This is a genomic window from Kribbella jiaozuonensis, assembly GCF_005233875.1.
Taxonomy (GTDB): domain Bacteria; phylum Actinomycetota; class Actinomycetes; order Propionibacteriales; family Kribbellaceae; genus Kribbella; species Kribbella jiaozuonensis.
Genome location: NZ_SZPZ01000005.1, coordinates 469,876 through 488,313, shown reverse-complemented (window position 1 = coordinate 488,313; position 18,438 = coordinate 469,876). Strand labels below are relative to the sequence as shown.

At 68.4% G+C, this 18,438-nt stretch carries 20 protein-coding genes; 9 read left to right on the top strand and 11 right to left on the bottom strand.

The features are described from left to right. Positions 1-6 precede the first annotated feature (6 nt). The 3 genes from FDA38_RS34425 to FDA38_RS43510 all read left to right on the top strand — a co-directional run bounded on the left by FDA38_RS34425 (position 7) and on the right by FDA38_RS43510 (position 3,158). Positions 7-1,185 (top strand): cytochrome P450 family protein, encoded by a 1,179-nt coding sequence (locus FDA38_RS34425; RefSeq protein WP_137258346.1) that lies wholly within the window; start codon positions 7-9, stop codon positions 1,183-1,185. Between the two features lie 89 nt (positions 1,186-1,274). After that, complete coding sequence (locus FDA38_RS34420) at positions 1,275-1,904, top strand: DedA family protein (protein WP_137258345.1); 630 nt, start codon at positions 1,275-1,277, stop codon at positions 1,902-1,904. Positions 1,905-1,994: 90 nt separating this feature from the next. Then, positions 1,995-3,158 carry a polysaccharide deacetylase family protein gene (locus tag FDA38_RS43510; RefSeq protein ID WP_137258344.1) on the top strand — a complete coding sequence of 388 codons (1,164 nt, stop codon included), beginning with the start codon at positions 1,995-1,997 and terminating at the stop codon, positions 3,156-3,158. Here the strand turns inward: FDA38_RS43510 and FDA38_RS34410 are convergent. After that, positions 3,153-3,977 (bottom strand): acyltransferase domain-containing protein, encoded by an 825-nt coding sequence (locus FDA38_RS34410; protein ID WP_137258343.1) that lies wholly within the window; start codon positions 3,975-3,977, stop codon positions 3,153-3,155. The genes FDA38_RS43510 and FDA38_RS34410 overlap by 6 nt on opposite strands. 49 nt (positions 3,978-4,026) lie before the next feature. Here FDA38_RS34410 and FDA38_RS34405 point away from each other — a divergent pair, with 49 nt between their 5' ends. Then, complete coding sequence (locus tag FDA38_RS34405; protein WP_137258342.1) at positions 4,027-4,845, top strand: helix-turn-helix domain-containing protein; 819 nt, start codon at positions 4,027-4,029, stop codon at positions 4,843-4,845. Positions 4,846-4,870: 25 nt separating this feature from the next. After that, positions 4,871-5,236 (top strand): VOC family protein, encoded by a 366-nt coding sequence (locus FDA38_RS34400; RefSeq protein WP_137258341.1) that lies wholly within the window; start codon positions 4,871-4,873, stop codon positions 5,234-5,236. Here FDA38_RS34400 and FDA38_RS34395 read toward each other — a convergent pair. The 10 genes from FDA38_RS34395 to FDA38_RS34350 all read right to left on the bottom strand — a co-directional run bounded on the left by FDA38_RS34395 (position 5,209) and on the right by FDA38_RS34350 (position 15,991). Continuing rightward, the gene (locus tag FDA38_RS34395; protein ID WP_137258340.1) at positions 5,209-6,258 is read right to left on the bottom strand and encodes a VPS10 domain-containing protein; all 1,050 of its coding nucleotides are present in this window, start codon (positions 6,256-6,258) and stop codon (positions 5,209-5,211) included. The two genes, FDA38_RS34400 and FDA38_RS34395, sit on opposite strands and share 28 nt — an antisense overlap. A 76-nt stretch (positions 6,259-6,334) precedes the next feature. Then, positions 6,335-6,622, bottom strand: a complete 288-nt coding sequence (locus FDA38_RS34390; protein WP_130440185.1) for a 4a-hydroxytetrahydrobiopterin dehydratase — start codon at positions 6,620-6,622, stop codon at positions 6,335-6,337. 36 nt (positions 6,623-6,658) lie between these two features. After that, positions 6,659-7,999, bottom strand: a complete 1,341-nt coding sequence (locus tag FDA38_RS34385) for a helix-turn-helix domain-containing protein (protein ID WP_137258339.1) — start codon at positions 7,997-7,999, stop codon at positions 6,659-6,661. A gap of 30 nt (positions 8,000-8,029) precedes the next feature. Then, positions 8,030-9,415: an MFS transporter gene (locus tag FDA38_RS34380; RefSeq protein ID WP_137258338.1), complete on the bottom strand. Its 1,386-nt coding sequence runs from the start codon at positions 9,413-9,415 to the stop codon at positions 8,030-8,032. A gap of 29 nt (positions 9,416-9,444) precedes the next feature. Beyond that, positions 9,445-11,418: an ABC1 kinase family protein gene (locus FDA38_RS34375; protein ID WP_137258337.1), complete on the bottom strand. Its 1,974-nt coding sequence runs from the start codon at positions 11,416-11,418 to the stop codon at positions 9,445-9,447. A gap of 105 nt (positions 11,419-11,523) precedes the next feature. After that, on the bottom strand, positions 11,524-12,276 hold the full coding sequence (locus tag FDA38_RS34370; protein ID WP_137258336.1) for a succinate dehydrogenase/fumarate reductase iron-sulfur subunit: 753 nt from the start codon (positions 12,274-12,276) through the stop codon (positions 11,524-11,526). Beyond that, positions 12,266-14,146 (bottom strand): fumarate reductase/succinate dehydrogenase flavoprotein subunit, encoded by a 1,881-nt coding sequence (locus FDA38_RS34365; protein WP_137258335.1) that lies wholly within the window; start codon positions 14,144-14,146, stop codon positions 12,266-12,268. The genes FDA38_RS34370 and FDA38_RS34365 overlap by 11 nt, the downstream gene beginning before the upstream one ends. A 22-nt stretch (positions 14,147-14,168) precedes the next feature. After that, positions 14,169-14,969, bottom strand: a complete 801-nt coding sequence (locus tag FDA38_RS34360; RefSeq protein ID WP_137258334.1) for a hypothetical protein — start codon at positions 14,967-14,969, stop codon at positions 14,169-14,171. After that, positions 14,969-15,262: a hypothetical protein gene (locus FDA38_RS34355; protein ID WP_137258333.1), complete on the bottom strand. Its 294-nt coding sequence runs from the start codon at positions 15,260-15,262 to the stop codon at positions 14,969-14,971. Before FDA38_RS34355 ends, FDA38_RS34360 begins: the two co-directional genes overlap by 1 nt. A 102-nt stretch (positions 15,263-15,364) precedes the next feature. Beyond that, positions 15,365-15,991 (bottom strand): hypothetical protein, encoded by a 627-nt coding sequence (locus tag FDA38_RS34350; protein WP_137258332.1) that lies wholly within the window; start codon positions 15,989-15,991, stop codon positions 15,365-15,367. A gap of 49 nt (positions 15,992-16,040) precedes the next feature. Here FDA38_RS34350 and FDA38_RS34345 point away from each other — a divergent pair, with 49 nt between their 5' ends. The 4 genes from FDA38_RS34345 (at position 16,041) to FDA38_RS34330 (ending at position 18,402) form a co-directional block, all read left to right on the top strand. After that, complete coding sequence (locus FDA38_RS34345) at positions 16,041-16,403, top strand: (deoxy)nucleoside triphosphate pyrophosphohydrolase (protein WP_137258331.1); 363 nt, start codon at positions 16,041-16,043, stop codon at positions 16,401-16,403. Between the two features lie 140 nt (positions 16,404-16,543). After that, positions 16,544-16,840, top strand: coding sequence for a LuxR C-terminal-related transcriptional regulator (locus FDA38_RS34340; RefSeq protein WP_137258330.1), 297 nt, complete (start codon positions 16,544-16,546; stop codon positions 16,838-16,840). 46 nt (positions 16,841-16,886) lie between these two features. Next, positions 16,887-17,798 (top strand): N-acetyl-1-D-myo-inositol-2-amino-2-deoxy-alpha-D-glucopyranoside deacetylase, encoded by a 912-nt coding sequence (gene mshB, locus FDA38_RS34335; protein ID WP_137258329.1) that lies wholly within the window; start codon positions 16,887-16,889, stop codon positions 17,796-17,798. Between the two features lie 85 nt (positions 17,799-17,883). After that, on the top strand, positions 17,884-18,402 hold the full coding sequence (locus FDA38_RS34330; RefSeq protein WP_233715102.1) for a flavin reductase family protein: 519 nt from the start codon (positions 17,884-17,886) through the stop codon (positions 18,400-18,402). The last annotated feature ends 36 nt before the right edge of the window (positions 18,403-18,438 follow it).

The window sequence follows — 18,438 nt, the reverse complement described above, 5'->3', positions numbered from 1 at the left end:
GCTCCCATGAGGCAGCCGTTCACGGAGACCAGCGGAATCGCCCGGCACTGGGGCTTCGAGGATCTAGCGGCCAAGGGACCCGTGCAGCGGCTCACGCTGTTCACCGGCGTCCCGGTCTGCCTGATCACCGGGTACGCCGAGACGCGCGAACTGCTCGCTCATCCGGACGTGGTCCGCTCGCCGCTCGACGGGCCGCACCGCGACACGATGATGGACGACCTGATCAACCGCACCGAGCGTCACATGCTCGGCGCGAACCCACCCGACCACACCCGGCTGCGCAAACTCGTCACGGCCGCGTTCACCCGCCGCCGGATCGACGCGCTCGAGCCGCGGATCCGCGAGATCGCGACCGGCCTGCTCGACCAGATGGCTGCGGGGGACCGCGTCGATCTGGTCAACGCGTACAGCTATCCGCTGCCGATCACGGTGATCTGCGAGCTGATCGGCATCCCGCCGGTCCGCCGTGAGGACTTCCGGCAGTGGTCGTCGGTGTTCGTGAACGCGACCATGCACACCGCCGAGGAGTACATCGAGGCGACCACGCTGATGCTGGACTTCGTCCACGAACTGATCGTGCAGAAGCAGCAGGCGCCGACCGACGACCTGCTGTCGGGCCTGATCGCTGCTCGCGACGGCGGCGACCGGCTCAGCGAGGACGAACTGACCTCGATGATCTTCCTGCTGCTCGCGGCCGGCCACGAGACCACGGTCAGCCTGATCACGAACGGCGTACACGCCCTGCTCCGGCATCCTGACCAGCTGGAACTGCTGAAGGCCGAGCCGGACCGGCTGCCCGCGGCGGTCGAGGAACTGCTCAGGTACGACGGCCCGCTGCAGGCCGCGATCCCGTACATCGCGCAGGCGCCGATCGACATCGCCGGGAGCCGGATCGAGGCCGGCGAGGTGATCGTGTTCGCGCTGCTGCCGGCGAACCGCGACCCGCGGAAGGTCGAGCGGCCGGACGAGCTGGACATCACCCGACCGGACTCCGCGCACCTCGCCTTCGGGCACGGGATCCATCACTGCCTCGGCGCGCCGCTGGCCCGGCTCGAGGGCCGGATCGCGCTCGGAATGCTGTTCGAGCGCTTCCCCGACCTCCGCCTGGCCGAGCCGGAGCGGGACCCGGTCCGCACGCCCGGCCTGCTGATGAACGCGATCCGCGAACTGCCCGTACAACTCTGAGCACAGCCCGGCGTCATGCCCTGAACATCGGGTGAAATCACAACCGTGGGATTGCGGCGATGTTGGCGCGAGGTGGCATCCTTGCCCAGGTGACAGAGTTGATGGAGGTCGCGCGCCACCTGCTCGGCATTGCGATGGCCTCGCATTGGCTGCTGCTCATCTTGTTCATCGCCGCGACGGTGGACGCGGTGTTCCCGGTCGTGCCGAGCGAGGGCATGGTCATCACCGCCGGCATGGCCGCGGCCGCCGGCCACCAGAACCTGCTGCTGGTCATCGCGGTCGCGATGGTCGGCTCGGTCATCGGCGAGTCCATGTGCTACTTCATGGGCCGTGGTTCCGGACCGGCGCTGCACCGCTGGATGAAGCGTCAGGAGCGCCGTCAGCAGCTCTACGACAAGGTGTCCGGCGCGCTGCATTCCCGCGGCGGGCTGATCCTGATGACGGTCCGCTACATCCCCGGCGCCAGGATGGTCGCCACGCTGACGGCGGGCGCGACGCGGTACTCGTTCAAGAAGTTCATCGTGTTCACGTTCTTCGGCGTGACGATCGCGTACACGTACGTCGCGCTGCTCGGCTACCTGGGCGGCGACGCGTTCGCGCACGACCAGTTGAAGGGGCTCGCGTTCAGCCTCGGCCTGGCCGGCATGATCGGTCTGGTCATCGAGACGTCCCGCCGGATCGCGGTCAAGCGCCGCGCGGCGAAGATCACGAGCGCCTAACGATCGACCCCTGGGTTTCCGCCCAGGCGCGTGTCCCGGACCAACCTTCGGCGGCTCGCATGCGTCAGTAGAGGCGTGGTGAGGCCTGGGGTGAACCTCGTGGGCGCCGCGCTCGTTGTCGCGGCAGTCCTGGCCGGCTGCGCCGACGTACCCCTCGAAGGAGCGCCGTCTCCCGGTACGACGCCCTCGCACAAGCCGAAGCCCACCGCAAAGCCGACCGCGAAACCCACGCCGAAACCCACGCCGACCCCGAAGCCGAGCAGCACGCCTACCTCGAAGCTCCCCGCGGCGGCCCCCGTCCTGCGGTCGTTCCCGGGACGCCTGCCGACCGGCAAGCCGCCACTCTTCGTGGTCGTCTCCTTCGACGGCGCCGGCGACCTCGCGCTCTGGGCCCGCTGGCGCGCCGTAGCCAAGCAGGTCAACGCGCGAATGACGTTCTTCCTCTCCGGCCCGTACCTGTACCCGGGAGACCACCGCACCGACTACAAGCCGCCGTACCACCAGCCCGGCGCCTCCGACATCGGCTGGGGCGACGCCGCCACTGTGCTCGGCCGCACGAAGGTACTGCGGGAGGCGATCGCCGAGGGCCACGAGATCGGCACCCACGCGAACGGTCACTTCTGCGGCAAGACCGGCATCGGCCGGTGGACCACCGCGCAGTGGACCGCCGAGCTGAGCGCGTTCGACCGGATGGTGCGGACCGGGCCGACGCTGGCCGCGGGTAAGACCGTCGAGCCGCCGTTCGACCCGTCGACGGTGAAGGGCATGCGGACACCGTGCCTGGAGGGCAACCGGCCCGCGTACCGGCAGGCGATGGTCCAGCGCGGCATGCTGTACGACGCGTCCGCGCCCGGGTACATCAGCTGGCCGAAGAAGCAGAACGGGCTGTGGGACTTCCCGCTCGAGTCGGTGACCCTGGCCGGTACCAGCAAGAAGACGCTGACGATGGACTACAACCTGTGGTTCGCCCAGACGCAGGCGCGCAAGGCTCCGCTCGCCCAGGCGCCCGCGCTGAAAGCGCAGGTGCTTGCGACGTACCAGCAGGCGCTGGCCAAGTCCCGGGCGAGCGGCAACCCGCCGCTGTTCCTCGGCAACCACTTCAACCGCTGGAACAACAGCGTGTACTCCGATGCGCTGACCGACTTCGTCAAGCAGACGTGTACGCAACCCGACGTCCGCTGCGTGTCCAACATGGAGCTGGCGAGCTGGCTGGCGAAGTACGGCGTACCTAGCGGTCAGAACCGCCCGTCATAGCCTCAGGTAGCCGAACGCGCTCTGCCAGGTGCCGCCGTCCTTGATGCGGCTGACCACGAGCCGCTGCAGCCGGGTGTCCTGCGGGAGCTCGTCCAGGTGGTCGGCGCCGTGGGTGCGGAAGGTGAAGAAGATCGCGCTGTCCTGGCTGTCGGTCGGCGTCCCGTACGGCGTGAAGCGGCGGCCGAACTTCACCATGTTCGAGTCCTGCGGCAGGTTGTCGAGCAGGTACGGGTCGATCAACCAGGACCACAGGGTCAGGGTGTTCACCGGGTGGTCCGGGAAGTGGCGCGGGAAGAAGTCGCGGGCCTGCGTGAGGCTGTCGTCGACCAACTCCGGCGTCAGCGGACCGGTCTCCGGGATGTGTGCGCCGATGACCCACTCGCCCGGCTCGACGCCGGGGACGGGCTCGTCGGGCGTGAGTTGGTAGAGCATGTACTGCAGCCGGCCGAGCGCATAGATCTGGCCGTTCCAGAAGTGCCGCAGCCACCAGTGCGTCTCGAGGCCGTAGTCGCCGTGGGTACGGCGGTTCACCTTGAGCTGCTGTCCGAGGTCGGCGAGCGAGGCCCAGCTGATGTCGTCGGGGATGCCGCGCTCGGCGTGGAACCGGCGGATGTCCGGCACGGTCTCGAGGAAGGCCTGGACCGAGTTGCGCGGGTCCTCCGGCATCCGGAAGGCCGGCTCGCTGCCGAGCTTCCCGACTCCGGCGCGGATCTGGTCAGCGAGGTCTTTGACCGCTGCCTGGTCCGGGGAGAATGCCTCGGCGGCGTCCCGGTCGATGTCGGCAAAACCCAGCAGGCGGTACTCGTCGGCAGTCGTCACTTCTCAACGGTAACCGATGTAAACGGGCCAGAGACTTACGATTCGCGTCGTGGGCTACCAGCGCTTCCCGGCACCCGACGTTCTGACCGACGTGATCCACCACGTGTGGCTGGTCGACTCCGCACCGCTGCCGTCGCTACGGCAGGAGATCCTGATCCCGAACGGCCGCCCCGGCCTCGCGATCGCGCTCGCCGACCCCGGCACCCGGCACGATCCGGTGACCGGGGCCGAGTGGCCGAACGCGGCGTCGGTCTTCGGCATCATGACCCGGCCGCAGGTGATCGGCCAGGTCGGCACGTCGAGTTACGCCGGCGTCGAGTTCACGCCGTGGGGGCTCGCAGCGCTCGGTCTCCCCGCGCTGGTCGACGAGGTGCGGCAGTTGGCGGACTGGCTCGGTCCGGACACGACAGCCGGGTTGGTGGCGGAGTTGCGGTCGGAGCCGTTCGGTCCGGCGCGGGCCGAGCGGCTGGCAGGCTTCCTCGCGGCTCGGGCGACGGCCACAGCTGTCCCGCCGATCGTCGCCGAGGCGGTACGAGCCATCGACGAGTTGCGCGGCCAGGTCGCGGTGGCCGACGTCGTACGGCGGTGCGGGACGTCGTACAGCACGTTGTACCGGGTGTTCCGGAAGTACGTCGGGATCGGGCCGAAGCAGTACGCCGAGATCATCCGCTACTACCACTTCGTCGGCGGGCTCCTCGGCGGGCCGGCGGATGCGGCCGCGAGGTTGTCGGCGCTGCACGGGTACTACGACCAGGCGCACGCGGCGCGCGACTTCAAGCGGTACACCGGCGTCAGCGCGACGTCGTTCCTCGCCGTACAGAACGGGATCGCGGCGCTGATGCACGGAAGATCCGTCCAAGACGGATGAGCGATCCACCGGCAGGATCGAGGCCATGGGACGCATCATTCATGTCGAGATCGTTGCCGAGGACCACAACCGGGCGGCGGAGTTCTACAGCAAGGTGTTCGGCTGGCAGGTGACGCCGGCACCGGTGCCGGACGGCTACCTGCTCGCGGAGACCGGGCCGGGGGAAGGCATCGACGGCGCGATCATGAGCAGTCTGTACCAGTCGCAGCCGACCATCGCCTGGATCGAGGTCGACGACCTCGAGGCGACGCTGGAGGCCGCCCGAGGTGCAGGCGGCACTCCGACCGGCGACATCCAGGAGCTACCGGGCGTCGGCCGCCTCGCCTACCTCCGCGACACCGAAGGAGTGCTGATCGGCCTCCGTCAGCGCTCCTCGGCGAGGCCCAAGTAAAGGATCTTGGGGTTGGAGGGGTTGAAGGCCAGGGACGGGATGCCGTCGTTGCGGTTGTGCTGCTTCGACAGGTCGCCGGTGGACGGGCGGAAGCGGTAGAGGTCGGCGCCGAAGTTGGCGAACGACGTGCCGTAGCTGAAGTAGATGAGGTCGGGGTCGACGGGGCTGGCCCACATCTTGTTGCCGTTGATCAGGTCGGCTCGGCTCTGGTCCAGGACCTCGCGGAACTTCTGGCCGCCGTCGGTCGACTCCCAGATGAAGCGGGTCGCCCGGTCCCGGTCGTACCCCTCCATCCACACCTTCGACGGGTCGGTCGGCGAGATGGTCAGGCTGAAGGCGTTCACCCGCTCGACCGCGCGTGACCGGATCCAGCTGCGGCCGCCGTCGTACGTGACATAGACCCCGTCCGACATCACGCCGAGTACGACGTGGTCCGGGTTCCGCGGGTCCACAACGGCGTCGTACACGAAGAGGTCGCGAGCAGGCAGTACGCCGGTGCGCTGCCACGTCACGCCGTCGTCCGAGGAGTCGTACAGCTGCCCGTCACCAGCAACGACACGCAGCCGACCGGCTCGCGCGTCCAGTGCAGCCAGACCGCCTCCCTCGACCGGTCCGAGCACACTGGTCACCTGTGAGCCGTGCACGCGATGGATGGGCTGGTCGTTGACGCTGTAGATGTACGCCGAGTCGCCCGGCCCGGGCTGCACGTCGTACGTGCTGAGGTCATCGGGAGCCTTGTCGAGCAACTGCCAGCTGCAGCCGGCGTCGCTGGAGCGCTGGATGGACTGCTTGCCGATGGTGATCAGCGTGTTGGGCTCTTCGAGGGCGGCGACCTTCGCGTACGTAACGGCGCGCAGCTTGCCGGTCGTCGGCACCAGCGTCTCGCCGTCGGACTCGGTGATCGTCACCGAGCCGTCGCCGTACACGGTGTCGCAGTGCGGAGCGTTCCAGAACCAGCCGGGGTCCGCCTGGGACGGGACGAGTGCAAGCAGGACGGTGAGAGCACTACCTAGGGCGGTCATGCCTTAGATTCAAGGCGTTTCGGGGCATGCCGGACCAGCGCTTGTCCTGGCGGACAAGCGTCATGACGGGAACAAGTCAGCCGGCGGCGGTGTCGATGTGTCGCGCCAGCACCAGGTCGTCGTCGGTGATTCCACCGGCGTCGTGGGTGGTGACCCGGAACGTGATCGTGGTGTAGCGGATGTCGATGTCCGGGTGGTGGTTCATCGACTCGGCCAGCTGAGCCACGGTCGCCACCAGCCGGATGCCGTCCAGGAAGGCAGGCGCCTTGACCTCGCGGACCAGTTCCTTGTCCACGACCTTCCACTGCGGCAGGTGGTCGCGGATCGCCAGATCGATCTGGTCGTCGGTCAAGAGCTCAGCCATGCGCTCACTCTAGCCCTGCCCGAGTACCGCCAACGCTCAACTGCCGGAGTTCTTGAGCCGCTCGTCCAGGAGTTGGTAGACCATCGGCGGCCGACCGACCTTGCGCGCCGCTCGGGTTGCAGGCATCGGCCACGCCAGCCCGCTGTCGACCAGGCCGCGCAATGTACGGCGGGCGGTCCGCAGCGTGACGCCGAGGATGCCCGCCACCTGCTCCGCATCCACCAGCCGCGCCTCGTCGCCTGTCTCGTCGAGGCTCTGGACCAGCATCCGCAACGTCTCCAGGTCACGTGTCTCGTCCGCCACCGGCGCCGCCGTCGCTTCGGCATCGGACTCCGCCGGCAGCTTGAGCACCAGGTCGTCCGACCCGACCAGGTACGCCAGGTCGCCGGTGTCCGCGGCTGCCATCGCCACCGCGCGGTACGCGTTGTTCTCGGCCTCCAGCGTGGACCGGCCGAGGCCGATGCCCACCTGCAGGTCCAGGTTGAGCGTCTCGCGGACCCGGGCCAGGAACGGCGCGGTCTCGAGGTCGCCGGTGATCGTCCGCAGTGAGCCGAGCGTGGTGATCACCAGGAAGCTGGTCTGGTCGTGGGGCAACACGATCGCGTCCATGCGGCGGGCGTCGTGCAGCAGCTCGTGGTGCAGCGACAGCTTCAGCTCCTGGTACCAGTACTGCGCCGGGCTGGTCCGCGTCGGCAACGCCGAGTCCGGCACCTGGGCAATCACGATGGCGATCCGCGACCTGGATAGCCGAGCGCCGCTGCCGGTGAGGATCGCCGCCCGCAGCGTCTCCCGGAGCGTCTGCGTCGACGGCCGCATCAGCACGGTCGGTACGCCGTCCGCCTCGAGCGACTCCGCCACGCCGGCGATCGTCGTCACCGCGCCGACGGTCCGGCCGGCCTTGAAGAGCTTGCTGTGGAACGCCAGGTAGTCCGCCGGCTCGAGCTCCTCCAGGTAGGGCTGTACGCGGACGGCCTGCACCGGCAGGGACACCTCGGCGTAGCAGTCCTCGACGTCCTGCTCCGTCACGGAGTCCACGCTGATCCGGGTCGGATCAAAGGCCGACCGCGCCCGAACCAAGGCCGCGTGCAGTGCGGCACTGCCGGGCGGTACGAACACCGCCGGGACGGACAGGTCGCCCTTGGCCATCGCGAGGTCGTACGGGAGCGGTCCGGCGAACAGCAGTACGTCGACGCGCTCCATCACCTGCCGTGCCAGCTGCGGCGCCTCGTTCTCGTGCCGGTACACCGCAGGCTCGACGCGCAGTCCCGGAGTACTGCTCTGGCGCGCGACCGAGACCATCCGGCGGACGAAAGACTCTCCGCCGATCAGACCGACCGCGACCTCCTCGTAGCGACTGCCGGTGCCCTGAACCGCCATGACCGCACTGTAACCGCTGGACTCAGGAGCTCAGGCCCGGCGGCACCGCGGCGCTGCCAGGAAGCCCAGCAGCGCCAGTACGCCGCCTGCCGTGACGATCGAGCCGAAGACCCACGGGCGCGGGTTGTCGGAGTTGAAGGCCAAGAGCGTCCCGCTGATCGCCAGTCCGGTCGCGATGCTCATCGTCGCGGCCATCTGGCCGGCGCTGCTGTTGCGGCCGGAGTTGCTGTGGTCGGACAGGTCCAGAGTGAGGACGGACAGGCTGGACGAGCTCAGCCCCATGCCGATGCCTGCGAACCCCCAGCCGATCAGACCGATCCAGGTAGTCCCGTTCGTCCATGCCAGCAACGAGGTGACGAGCAGTCCGATCGCCATGAAGGCCAGCCCGGTTCGCAGTACGGTGACTCGCTCGATCCCGTGCTCCCGGCCCTGCAGCCAGGAACCGAACGCCCAGCACACTCCGGTGATCGACAACGTCACACCGGCCTTGGACGGGCTGAAGTGGTGCTCAAGCGTCAGCAACAACGGGAGGTACGCGCCGGACACGGCGAAGGCAGCACCGCCCAGTGCGCGTACTGCGACCACCGCCGGGAAGCCACGTCGGGCAACGAACATGCCCGCGGGCATCACGCGTACGGCGGCCCGCGCGAGTACCGCGAGCGCCACGACGACCGCCGTACCGCTGATGATCGGGTGGGCCTCCAGGTGGTCGCCGGCCAGCGTCATCGAGAACAGCGCGACGGATGCGGCGAGGGCCCAGGGGAGTGCGGCTCGCCACGCCTCGAGCTCGGCAACGTCGTCTGCGGTCCGTTCTGGCGCGGTCGCGGTCGCCGACTGACGCATCGCCGGGCCGAGCAGCAGCCAGCTGGGGATGAGTAGGACGATCGCGCCGAGGAAGACCCAGCGCCAGCCGAACTGCTCGGTCACCACGCCGGTCAGCACCGGTCCGAGTACGGACGGCAGGATCCACATCGCGGCGAACAACGAGAACATCCGAGGCCGCAGTACGGCGGGAAGCGCGCGGGCCACGAGCACCACCAACGACACGTCGAGCAGTCCCTCGGCCAGGCCGCTGAGCAGGCGGCCGGCGACGACCATCGGCATCGCGGTCGCGGTCCCGACCAGCAACTGAGCGAGGGCGAACGAGATCGCGCCCGCGCGCAGGGTCGGGATCGGGCCGCGGCGGTCGGACCAGAGGCCGGCGATCGCGAGCGAGATCAGGTAGCTCGCGTTCGGTGCCGCGTTGGCGAGACCGAAGCTGCCGAGCGCGTCGAACTCGCGGACCATCGTCGGCAGCGCCGTGCCGACCGCGCGGTTCTCGAAGGCGCCGAGGGTGACCAGCCCGATCACCCCGAGCACCAGGGGCAGATGCTGGCCGGTGAACAGCCTGGGGCGGGACTCAGTGGTGGTGGACATGAAGGATATGGTCGAAGTTCAAGTTAGGTTTAAGTCAAGTGGCGTGGCAGGCGGAAGATCAGCACCAGGACGCGGAGCACGAGCACCGCGCAGATCACCAGCAGGTTGTAGCCGATCAGTTGGTAGAGCGTCATCGAGGTCGTGACCTGCGGGCCGCCCGGCGTACCGAGCAGCAGCACGGCCATCAGACCGGCGGTCGCGCCGAGGATCGCCAGCAGGGCTTGGTGGAGCAGGCCGGTGACGTGCCGGCGATCGCGTTCGTCGGCGAGCAGCCTGACGTTGACGCCGAGCCGCCCGCTCTCCGCGGCGGCCGCGATCCGGTCGATCCGTCGCGGCAGCCGTCGCAACATCGGCAGCAACGAAGCCAGTTCCTCGGTCGCCGTACGGCGTAACGCGTCCGGCGCAAGGCGATCCGTGACATGGGCCGCGGCGAACTGGCGCGACGCGGCAACCAAGTCGAACCCGGGGGAGATCCGCGAGATCGTGCCCTCGATCGTCGCCAGCGCACGGAACACGGCGGCGACCTCCGGCGGTACGCCGAGATCGTGCGACGTGATGATCTTGAACAGGTCGTTGAACATGGCCGGCCCGAGCGTGACCCCGGCCGCGAGGTGCCGGGTCATGAACTGTCCGACGGCACGCTCCAGCGCACGCTCGTCGATCACGTCGGGGCGGTAGACGATCTCCAGGAGTGCATCGGTCGCAGAGACCGGATCGCCGTGATCGATCGCCAGCAGGAAGCGCTGCAACGCGTCACGGGTAGCGGGATCGAGGCGGCCGACCGAGCCGAGGTCGAGCATGCCGATCCGGCCGTCGGCGAGCAGCAGGAAGTTGCCCGGGTGCGGGTCGGCGTGGAAGACGCCGTCGATCGCGACCTGGCCGAGCAGGCACTCGAACAGCGAACGGCCGAGGCGGACCGGATCGAGGCCGCGGTCCGCGATCGCCTGCCGGGCGTTGCCGAGGCCGATCCCGTCCAGGCGCTCCATCGTCAGGACGCGGCGGGTCGACTGGTCCGGATACAGCTGCGGTACGACGAGATCGTTGCTGGAAGCAATGGAACGGCCGGCCGCGACCGTGGTCATGTTGCCGGCCTCGACGGTGAAGTCGAGCTCCTCACGCATCGCGTCGGCGAATCCGTCGGCGAGGGCGCGAACACCCATCGAGCGGCCCCAGTCGGTGTTCCGCTCGAGCAGCCGGGCGAGACGGCGGACGATGTCGAGATCCCGGTCGACGATGCCCGCGATACCGGGGCGCTGGACCTTGACGACGACACGAGGGCCGTCGGGCAGGCGCGCGGCGTACACCTGAGCGACCGAGGCGGCGGCTAACGGTTGGGCGTCGAAGTCGGCGTACAGCTGATGGGGTGGGCCGCCGAGCTCCTCGGCCAGGACCTGCTCGATCTCCGGCCAGGGCGCGGGGGAGACCTGGTCCTGGAGCCGACTGAGCTCGGTGGCGACCGTGCCCGGGATGATGTCGCTGCGAGTCGACAGGACCTGGCCGAGCTTCACGAATGTGACCCCGGCCTCGTCGAGCGCGAGCCGCAGCGAACGGGCCAGGTCGGCCTGCCCGGCGGCATTCTCCCGGCCGGGGCGCCGGCGGCCGCGGAGGTACGGTCCGAGGCCGTGCCTGATCGCGATCCGGAGGATCTGCAGGTACCGCCGGGTACGGGCGATCCGGCCGCTCACGTCCCGGCGCAGATCGCGGGCCCGAGGCAACGATCCGGTCGGCACCAGCGCCTCGGCCAGGACCAGGAACACCAGCCCGGCGAGCATCGAGAACAGCGTCGTCAGCACCAGGAACGCGATCGCCGCGCCGTTCGACCCGGTGTACGGCGGCTTGCCGACCAGCGCGTTGGCGATCGGGCTGAACAGGCTCAGCGTGATCGCGGCGGCCAGCACCATCCGCACCACGCCGAACCGGACGCCCAGCAACCGCTGCGCGACCGGCACGAAGATCACCAGGAACACACCTAGGCTGAACAACCCCGCGACCACAACGTCCATGCCCGGAACGATAGGGCCGGACCAGGGCGCTGGGCTCCCCCACACGGGGGAAAACAGCAGGACCCTGGAACCAGGGTCGGTTCCAGGGTCCTCGGGCTGACTACCTCAGGCCGGGCGGCGGCGGATCTTGTTGCCGAGCCAGACGATCGGGTCGTACTTGCGGTCGGCGACGCGCTCCTTCATCGGGATCAGCGCGTTGTCGGTGATCTTGATGTGTTCGGGGCAGACCTCGGTGCAGCACTTGGTGATGTTGCAGAAGCCCAGCCCGTGCTGGTCCTGGGCCGCGTGCTGCCGGTCGGCGGCATCGAGCGGGTGCATGTCCAGCTCGGCGACGCGCATCAGGAACCGGGGACCGGAGAACGACTCCTTGTTCTCCTCGTGGTCCCGGATCACGTGGCAGGTGTCCTGACACAGGAAGCACTCGATGCACTTGCGGAACTCCTGCGAGCGCTCCACGTCGACCTGCTGCATCCGGTACTCGCCCGGCTTCAGGTCCGCCGGCGGCTTGAAGGCCGGCACCTCGCGGGCCTTCTGGTAGTTGAACGAGACGTCGGTGACCAGGTCCCGGATCACCGGGAACGTGCGCATCGGCGTGACCGTGACGACCTCGTCCTCGGCGAACGTGTTCATCCGGCACATGCACATCAGCTTCGGCATGCCGTTGATCTCGGCGCTGCAGGAGCCGCACTTGCCGGCCTTGCAGTTCCACCGGACCGCCATGTCCGGCGTCTGGGTCGCCTGCAGCCGGTGGATGACGTCGAGGACGACCTCGCCCTCGTTCACCTCGACCTCGTAGTCCTTGAGCTCACCGCCTTCAGAGTCACCCCGCCAGACGCGGAATTTTCCCTTATAGCTCACTCAGCAACTCCTCTTCGGTCAGGTACTTCTTCAGCTCGTCGACCTCGAACAGGCCCAGCAGGTCCTCGCGCATCGGGATCTGCTGCTCCTCGGTCACGTTCACACGGCCCTCGGCGTCGAGCTTGCAGACCAGCAGCTTCTTGCGCCACTCCGGCGACATCTCCGGGAAGTCGTCGCGGGTGTGACCGCCGCGCGACTCCTGCCGCAGCAGCGCCGCACCGGCCACGCACTCGGACACGGTCAGCATGTTCCGCAGGTCCAGCGCCAGGTGCCAGCCCGGGTTGAACTGGCGGTGACCCTCCACCGTCATCTTCGCGATCCGGCCGCGGAACTCGGCCAGCCGGCCGAGCGCGCGCTCCATCTCCTCTTCCTTGCGGATGATGCCGACCAGGTCGTTCATCGACTGCTGCAGGTCCTGGTGGATCGAGTACGGGTTCTCGCCGCCCTCGAGCTCGAACGGCGCCAGCGCCTCGGTCGCGGCCGAGTCCACATCGGCCTCGTCGATCTTCGGCCGCTCCTGCAGACCGTCGACGTACGTCGCGGCACCCATGCCGGCCCGCCGCCCGAAGACGAGCAGGTCGGACAGCGAGTTGCCGCCGAGCCGGTTCGAGCCGTGCATGCCGCCGGCAACCTCACCGGCCGCGAACAGGCCCGGCACCGTCGACGACGCGGTGTCCGGGTCGACCTCGACGCCGCCCATCACGTAGTGACAGGTCGGACCGACCTCCATCGGCTCCTTGGTGATGTCGACGTCCGCCAGCTCCTTGAACTGGTGGTGCATCGACGGCAGCCGCCGGGTGATCTCCTCGGCCGGCAGCCGGGTCGACACGTCCAGGAACACGCCGCCGTGCGGCGTACCCCGGCCGGCCTTCACCTCGGAGTTGATCGCCCGCGCGACCTCGTCCCGCGGCAGCAGCTCCGGTGGGCGCCGGTTGTTGTCGGCGTCCTTGTACCAGCGGTCGGCCTCTTCCTCGTTGTCCGCGTACTGCGCCCGGAACACGTCCGGCACGTAGTCGAACATGAACCGCTTGCCCTCGGAGTTCTTCAGTACGCCGCCGTCGCCGCGGACCGACTCCGTGACCAGGATCCCCTTCACCGACGGCGGCCAGACCATGCCGGTCGGGTGGAACTGGATGAACTCCATGTTGATCAGCGTCGCGCCGGCCCGCATCGCCAGCGCGTGCCCGTCACCGGTGTACTCCCAGGAGTTCGAGGTGACCTTGAAGGACTTGCCGACACCACCGGTCGCCAGGACCACGGCAGGTGCGTCGAACAGGATGAACCGTCCGGACTCACGCCAGTACCCGAAGGCACCGGAGATCGCGTCGCCGTCCTTCATCAGCTCGGTGATCGTGCACTCGGCGTACACCTTGAGGTTGGCCTCGTAGTCGCCGGTGGCCTCGAAGTCCTCCTGCTGCAGCGAGACGATCTTCTGCTGCAGGGTGCGGATCAGCTCCAGGCCGGTGCGGTCGCCGACGTGCGCGAGCCGCGGGTAGGTGTGGCCGCCGAAGTTGCGCTGGCTGATCCGGCCGTCGGGCGTGCGGTCGAACAGCGCGCCGTACGTCTCCAGCTCCCAGACCCGGTCGGGAGCCTCCTGCGCGTGCAGCTCGGCCATCCGCCAGTTGTTCAGGAACTTCCCGCCGCGCATCGTGTCGCGGTAGTGGACCTGCCAGTTGTCGTTGGAGTTCGCGTTGCCCATCGCGGCCGCGCAACCGCCCTCGGCCATCACCGTGTGTGCCTTGCCGAACAGCGACTTGCAGATGATCGCGGTCTTCTTGCCCTGCTCACGGGCCTCGATCGCCGCGCGCAGGCCGGCGCCGCCGGCCCCGATCACGACGACGTCGTAGGAGTGTCGTTCCAGCTCAGTCATAAGTCTTCTTCAGATCCCGGGGTCAGTTGATGATGCGCAGGTCGGAGAACCATCCGGCCGAGAGGGCCATGATGTAGAAGTCGGTCAGGATCACGGTGAACAGCGACGTCATCGCGAAGGTGCCGTGCTTCGGGTTCAGCTTGGACACGAAGGTCCAGTACCGGTAGCGCATCGGGTGCTTGGAGAAGTTCTTCAGCCGGCCGCCGACGATGTGCCGGCAGGCGTGGCAGGACAGCGTGTACAGCCACAGCGCCACCAGGTTGATCCAGATGATCACCGTGCCGAGGCCGATGCCGAAGCCGCCGTCCTTGCCGTGGAAGGCCTGGAGACCGTCGTAGACGTTCAGCAGACCGAAGATCAGCGCGCCGTAGAAGAAGTAGCGGTGCAGGTTCAGCGCGACCAGCGGGAACTTCCGCTCACCGGTGTAGTTCTTGTGCGGCTCGGGCACCGCGCACGCGGCCGGCGCGAAGAACAGCGACCGGTAGCCCGCCTTGCGGTAGTAGTAGCAGGTGCCGCGGAAGCCGGCCAGGATCACGAACGTGATCAGGCTGAACGGCAGGAACCGCGGGAAGTTGCCGAACCAGGTGCCGAGGTGGCTGGAGCCTTCGACACAGCTGCTGGTGACACAGGGCGAGTACAGCGGTGTCAGGTAGTGGAACTCACCGACCCAGTACCACTTGTTCATGAAGATCCGGATCGTCGCGTAGACGATGAAGAACAGCAGGATCACGCCGATCCGCAACGGCGCGAGCCACCATCGATCCGATCTCGCGGTCTTGAGGCCGATCTGTGCGCGGCCGGGGCTGCTTACTCCGGTGGCCATCAGGGAGCGTGCCTGTCAGGCGCGCCGAAGCCTTCATGCTCCGCGTCTGTCCACATGGACGCGTCATACTCCACGTCGGGAATCTCCTCGAGTTCCTCCGGAACGGGTCCGGGCCTGTGCCTGGGGTCGGGCGGGCCGAGCTCTGCGAGATCGTCGCTCAGCCGGGCCACGTCGGACACCAGGCGGCGAATGCCGAGGGTGTCACCGTACTCCTGGCTGAGTTTGCCGACGGCAGCGTGTAGCCCTTCGAGTGCGCGAGCGACCGCAGCAACGCCGCTGTTGCCTTCAGCCATGCCGACTCCAGTGATGGTTATGTAGCTGTCAGTATGGGCACACTTTGCCCCCGCCGAGCGCCCATTGGAAGACCCCTCGGCACGGCGTGTTTCCGGTTAGGGTTACCTCAGTTGCGACCGTGCCGACGGGTGGAGTAATGGAGCGAATCCGGCCTTCAGCACAAGAAGATTCGCTGCTGGGGTCAGCGTCTCGACCTGATGCAGACCGGGCGGCCGCAGCGCTTCGCCGTACCCCTCCCAGGACCACGGCAGCACCTGTTGCTCGAGCACCAACGCCGGTCTCCCGTCGAACCGCACCATCGCGCCGTCCGGCAGGTCGGCGAGGTCCTGGACGGTCGTCCGTTGTCGTCGGGTCCGCGACTCGACCCGCTGACTGTGCAGTACTGCGTCCATCTCGGCGGCTCGCGGACGCTCGGCCTGACCTTGGGCCCACGCCCCGGCGTACAGCAGGAAGTCCCTGCGTCGGCAGTAATGACACGGGCGATGCCCGGCCGCCAGCGCGACGGCCTCGTCGAAGAAGAACAGCGCCGTCCAGCGTCCGGGCGGCATCGGATCGCGCCGGATCCCCTTCCAGTCAAGGACGCAGCAGATCCACGCCTTCGACCGCCAGCGGGTCGTGCCCAGGCGGCGGTCGGGCGAGTGCAGGCTGCCGCGGTTGCCCATCAGCAGACCGCGGCCGGGGTCGGCGACGATCTCCTGGGTGGGCAGAACCCTGTTCTGCAACGGCATACCGGCATCATGTCGGACGCGGCGGACAGTTTCTGGCAGAGTCGCGACAATGCAGACAGTTGTTGGAGTCGCCGTCGTACGCGACGGCCTGGTGCTGGCGGCGTACCGGCCCGATGGCGGCTGGGAGTTCCCGGGCGGCAAGGTCGAGCCGGGGGAGACCGACGAGCAGGCCGCGGTCCGGGAGATCCGCGAGGAGCTCGACCTGGAGATCAAGGTCGGCGACTCGCTCGGGCCGGGCGTGGACATCTCCGCGGACTATCGCCTGCACGTCTATCTGGCCACGGCCGTCGCCGGAGATCCGGTACTGCGGGAGCACTCCGAACTGCGCTGGTTCGCGCCGTCCGAGCTCGACGAGAACGACTGGCTGGAGCCCGATCGCCCGTTCGTACGGGCCTTGCGCAAGCAGTTGTGAGTGGCGGAACTCACACTGCACCCCGCCAGCAGAACGTGACGCACCGGAACTGTATGGGTGGTTTGTATGGGTTGTACCTGGTGAGTGGTCTGACCCGGAGACGAGAATCCTGCCCTGAGACTTCTGGGGAGGAGTGAGGTATGTCGGTGTTTCCGGCAGTTCCCGTGGTGCGAAGAGAGGACTTCGCGCCGGAGATCGTCTGCGAGGTGTACGAGCTCGGGTCGCACCGGCGGAGCCCTGCGGCGGTCAAGGAGCTGACCAGCCGGCAGGTCACGATCGGCCGGATGATGTCCACCGGCGCGAAGGATGCCGCGATCGCGCGGGAACTGGGTCTGTCGTTGCGGACAGTGCGCGCGGAGATCGGCGCGTTGATCGCGGGACTCGGCGCCAAGTCGCGGTTCCAGGCCGGCTGCCTGCTGGTCCGCCGCTTCGGCTGAGCGGAACTGAACGGAAACTGTCCGGCGGCCGACGTAGGCTTTCGGCATGGTTGAGCTTGCTGAGCGCCGGCTGATGCTGGTGCACGCCCACCCGGACGACGAAACCATCAACAACGGTGCCACGATGGCGCGCTACGTGGCTGAAGGCGCCCACGTCACGCTGATCACCTGCACCCTCGGTGAGGAGGGTGAGGTCCTCGTCCCCGAGCTCGCCCACCTGGCCTCCGACCAGGACGACGCGCTCGGCGAGCACCGGATCGGTGAGCTCGCCAACGCGATGGCCGAGCTCGGTGTCACCGACCACCGCTTCCTCGGCGGCGCTGGCAAATACCGCGACACCGGGATGATCTACAACGACGAGGGCAACGCCGACGTCCCGCACGAGACCCGCAAGGACAGCTTCTGGCAGGCCGACCTGGTCACCGCTGCGAACGATCTGGTCCCGATCATCCGCGAGCTCCGGCCGCAGGTCCTGGTCACCTACGACCAGTGGGGCAACTACGGCCACCCCGATCACATCAAGGCCCACCGCGTCGCGACCTACGCCGCCGACCTCGCCGCCGCCCGGTCGTACCGCGAGGACCTCGGCCCGGCCTGGGACATCCCGAAGATCTACTGGACGGCGATGGCCGAGTCCCGGATGCGCTCGCAGCTCCGGATGCTGCGCGACGCCGGCGACGAGACCACGTTCGAGGGCCTGGACCCGGACGGCCCGATGCCGCCGATGATCACCCCCGACCGCCTGATCGACTGTGTGATCGACGGCGAGCAGTTCGTCGACCGCAAGATGAGCGCGATGAAGGCGCACGCCACCCAGATCACCGTCGACGGCCCGTTCTTCGCCCTGTCGAACAACCTCGGCAACCAGATCTGGGGCTCCGAGCCGTACCGGCTGGTCAAGGGCACCCCGGCACCCGGCCCCGACGGCGTCGAGCACGACCTGTTCGCCGGCCTGTAGACGATTCACCGGGCCGACCTGTGAGGTGACCGTTCCCACACGCTCGGTTGAGGCATCAACCTTCCGGCAGGCATAACCTGCAGTGGTGTCCTCATCCGAGCCCAGTGGGAGCGTCCCGCCTGCGGAGTTCCGTACTGCGCTCGGGCGGTTCGCGTCGGGGATCACGATCATGAGCACGCTGCAGGACGGCGTCGCACATGCCATGACCGCGAACGCGTTCACCTCGGTGTCGCTCGATCCGCCGTTGGTGCTCGTCTGCGTGGACAAGGGTGTGCGGATGCATGCCGCCGTACTCGATTGCGGGTACTGGGCGGCGTCGGTGCTGTCCGGTGCGCAGCGGGAGATCGCGGAGCGGTTCGCGCGGTCCGGCCGGGATCTGTACAGCCAGTTCGACGGCATCGCGACGACGGCCGGCCCGAAGACGGGCTGCCCGGTCGTCGACGGCTCGCTGTCGTGGCTCGAGTGCCGCACCTGGGCGACGTACGACGGGGGCGACCACACGATCGTGGTGGGTGAGGTGCTGAGCCTCGGCACCGGCGAACCGGCCGACCCGAGCGCGCTGATCTACCACTCCAGTCACTACCGGAATCTCCCGGGAAACTGAGCGTCACTGCAGGGCAACCAGGGGCTGCCCCGGCGG

Coding starts and splice junctions, on each gene's coding strand:
- FDA38_RS34390 (WP_130440185.1), bottom strand. CDS start 6,622: ATGGCTGAGCTCTTGACCGACGACCAGATCGATCTGGCGATCCGCGAC.
- FDA38_RS34400 (WP_137258341.1), top strand. CDS start 4,871: ATGGGACGCATCATTCATGTCGAGATCGTTGCCGAGGACCACAACCGG.
- FDA38_RS34340 (WP_137258330.1), top strand. CDS start 16,544: ATGTCGGTGTTTCCGGCAGTTCCCGTGGTGCGAAGAGAGGACTTCGCG.
- mshB (WP_137258329.1), top strand. CDS start 16,887: ATGGTTGAGCTTGCTGAGCGCCGGCTGATGCTGGTGCACGCCCACCCG.
- FDA38_RS34355 (WP_137258333.1), bottom strand. CDS start 15,262: ATGGCTGAAGGCAACAGCGGCGTTGCTGCGGTCGCTCGCGCACTCGAA.
- FDA38_RS34380 (WP_137258338.1), bottom strand. CDS start 9,415: ATGTCCACCACCACTGAGTCCCGCCCCAGGCTGTTCACCGGCCAGCAT.
- FDA38_RS34360 (WP_137258334.1), bottom strand. CDS start 14,969: ATGGCCACCGGAGTAAGCAGCCCCGGCCGCGCACAGATCGGCCTCAAG.
- FDA38_RS34425 (WP_137258346.1), top strand. CDS start 7: ATGAGGCAGCCGTTCACGGAGACCAGCGGAATCGCCCGGCACTGGGGC.
- FDA38_RS34365 (WP_137258335.1), bottom strand. CDS start 14,146: ATGACTGAGCTGGAACGACACTCCTACGACGTCGTCGTGATCGGGGCC.
- FDA38_RS34385 (WP_137258339.1), bottom strand. CDS start 7,999: ATGGCGGTTCAGGGCACCGGCAGTCGCTACGAGGAGGTCGCGGTCGGT.
- FDA38_RS34350 (WP_137258332.1), bottom strand. CDS start 15,991: ATGCCGTTGCAGAACAGGGTTCTGCCCACCCAGGAGATCGTCGCCGAC.
- FDA38_RS34345 (WP_137258331.1), top strand. CDS start 16,041: ATGCAGACAGTTGTTGGAGTCGCCGTCGTACGCGACGGCCTGGTGCTG.
- FDA38_RS34375 (WP_137258337.1), bottom strand. CDS start 11,418: ATGGACGTTGTGGTCGCGGGGTTGTTCAGCCTAGGTGTGTTCCTGGTG.
- FDA38_RS34395 (WP_137258340.1), bottom strand. CDS start 6,258: ATGACCGCCCTAGGTAGTGCTCTCACCGTCCTGCTTGCACTCGTCCCG.